The following is a 2,697-nucleotide window of genomic DNA, read 5'->3' on the forward strand; positions in this document are numbered from 1 at the left end:
AAATGGACAACGGGTAAGCGATATCTTGATATGGAAGAATACCATCAACATCGATTGGCCAAAAATACCACTGTTGCTGCTTAAAAAACTAACCGAGGGAATTTACACACTTTTTCGGACTTGACTAAAAAGACACACTCCAGACACATTTATAAGATAAAATTAATAGATGAAAAAAAACAGTTTTTTAAATTTGATGATATACTAATTATGAAGCAGGTGATTGGATGAAAAAATTCAAAATTATGGTAATAGAAGATGAGAAAAATCTGAGGAATTTGATAAGAGATTACCTTTTGAAAGAGGGCTATGAGGTATTCACGGCTTCTGATGGAGATGAGGCATTAGAAATTTGGAAAGACGATTTTTACGATATTCTAGTGTTGGATATCATGATGCCGGGAACTGACGGATATGGTGTTTTGGAATATATCAGACAGACAAGTGATGTTCCGGCTATATTTTTAACAGCGAAAAGAGAGCTGGAAGATCGTATAAAGGGATTTGAAGTCGGAGCGGATGATTATCTTACCAAGCCATTCAGCATGAAGGAACTAGTCATGCGTATAAAAGCGATACTGAAGAGAACCGAAGAATCCAAAGAAGATATTACAATTTACGGACAATTAGCGATCGACAGCAGAACCATGAGCGTTAAAGTCGGTCAGCAACCTGTCGATTTGACATTGAAGGAATACGAACTACTCGAGTATTTGATAAAAAATATAAACATACCGGTAGCTAGGGAAAAAATTCTGGATCGAATTTGGGGACTCGATTTTGAAGGTGATGATCGAGTTGTTGATACTACAATAAAAAGATTAAGAAAGAAATTGGGGTCTACAGAAGATTATATTAAAACAATTAGAGGTTTGGGATATAAATTCGAGGTGGGTAAATGAAAAAAACCATATTTACCAAAATATTTATATATATGTCAATTTTAATACTTGCAACTCTAATAATCTTGATCGTTGCAGTCAATTTCTTTTTAGATGATTTCTACTACAGCACTCAGGAAAAATTGATAGAATCTACGACGGATAATATTGTTAATGCTTACAATTCGGGAGATGAGGAACTCGAATCCATGATATTGTATTATGCTGATAATTTAGGCATAGGAATTCGACTGATCTCATCTGATGGAACCGTACTTTACAGTCAGAATTTTAATGAAAATTACAGTTTTAGAGGCAATCAGAACGGACATGGCATGTTTTTTCGCATGCAGAGCAACGATGATTTGGGAGAGCAGGACTGGCTTGTTTTTACTAAAGAGCTAAATGACGGCGGTACCTTGATTGCCCGAAGTTCTTATGAATCCTTTGAGAGAACGGTGGGAGCGCTAAGAAATTTCATACTGTATTTGATCCCGTTTATTTTGGTACTCTCATTAATAATGATTTATAAATTGTCCAAAGGAATTTCGAAACCACTGGTAGATCTTAACGGTATTGCCATCAGGATGAAAAACTTGGAATTTGATGCGAAGTACACGGGTAGAGAAGAGAATGAGATTGGTCAATTGGGACAAACCTTGAACGAAATGACAGTCAAGTTGGAAAATACCATATCAAAGCTGACATTGGAGTTGGAAAAAGAAAAGAACCTAGATGCCATGCGACGAGAATTTGTTGCAAGAGTCTCACATGAAATACAAACACCCGTCTCTGTAATCAAAGGTTACATTGAAGCTGTTGAAGATGGGGTTTACGAAAATGAAGATGATACGGCAAAAGCCATGAATGTAATTGCCAAAGAGTCGGATAAAATAAGTCAAATGACTCAAGATTTGCTGGATCTGTCTCAGCTTGAGTCGGGGAATTATAAAATAAACAAAAAGATTTTGGACTTTGGACAGTTGATAAAAGAAATTTTTGATAAATTCAAGTTTAATAAAAAAAATATGGATGTGATAATGGAACTTGAGGAATACGAAAACGAAATTTTTGTTATTGGAGATGAATTGAGACTTGAGCAGGTCCTGAATAACCTTTTAAATAATGCCTTTAACCATGTCCCAAAAGGTGGAAAAATTCTTTTAAAGGTGAACAAGGTCAATGGTGGAGTCGTCACTACAGTGTATAATCAAGGAAGCCGAATAGAGGAAAAAGATTTACCTTACATTTGGGAAAGCTTTTATAAAAACGATCATAATTCAAAAGGGGTGGGTCTTGGTCTTTCAATTTCCAAAAATATTATAAAACTACATGATGGAGCATGGGCTGTGCGAAATGTATCCGACGGAGTTGAATTCTCTTTTGAGTTGAAAGTCGTGGAGTCAGTTGAGATTTGATGATTTACAATTATTTGATTTTCATGTAAAATATACACGTTACAATTAAATATTAACAGGTTATGATGAAGAGGAGTATAAAAGACCGGACCAAGAGAGAAAAATCCCTGGCTGCAAGATTTTTTGTCTAAGGCTTTTAGAAGGTAGCTTCTGAACCGTTTTGCTGAAATAATATTAGGCAAGACCGCTAAAGGCGTTATTAAAAGAGTTGGGTAATTACCAATTAGGGTGGAACCGCGGTTAATGATCGTCCCTTGCTTATAGCAGGGGATTTTTTATGTTTGCGCGCCATGGGCGCGCTCTAACGGGTGCAAGTCCCGAGCACACCTAGGTAACGAGGAAGTGCATAGCTAAACAGCAAGGGTGTTTATCGTGAGGTGAAATCTGAAGGAAGCTGT

At 36.4% G+C, this 2,697-nt stretch carries 2 protein-coding genes and 1 other annotated feature; both genes read left to right on the top strand.

All coding sequences use genetic code 11. From position 1 onward, the window contains the following. Positions 1-227: 227 nt before the first annotated feature. Positions 228-902 carry a response regulator transcription factor gene (locus IWB18_RS12310; RefSeq protein WP_195683911.1) on the top strand — a complete coding sequence of 225 codons (675 nt, stop codon included), beginning with the start codon at positions 228-230 and terminating at the stop codon, positions 900-902. After that, positions 899-2,299, top strand: a complete 1,401-nt coding sequence (locus IWB18_RS12315; RefSeq protein WP_195683912.1) for a sensor histidine kinase — start codon at positions 899-901, stop codon at positions 2,297-2,299. The genes IWB18_RS12310 and IWB18_RS12315 overlap by 4 nt, the downstream gene beginning before the upstream one ends. Before the next feature lie 53 nt (positions 2,300-2,352). Beyond that, positions 2,353-2,557: a binding site (T-box leader), on the top strand. Positions 2,558-2,697: the final 140 nt, after the last annotated feature.

The sequence above is a fragment of the Alkalibacter mobilis genome (assembly GCF_015594845.1).
GTDB classification, from domain to species: domain Bacteria; phylum Bacillota; class Clostridia; order Eubacteriales; family Alkalibacteraceae; genus Alkalibacter; species Alkalibacter mobilis.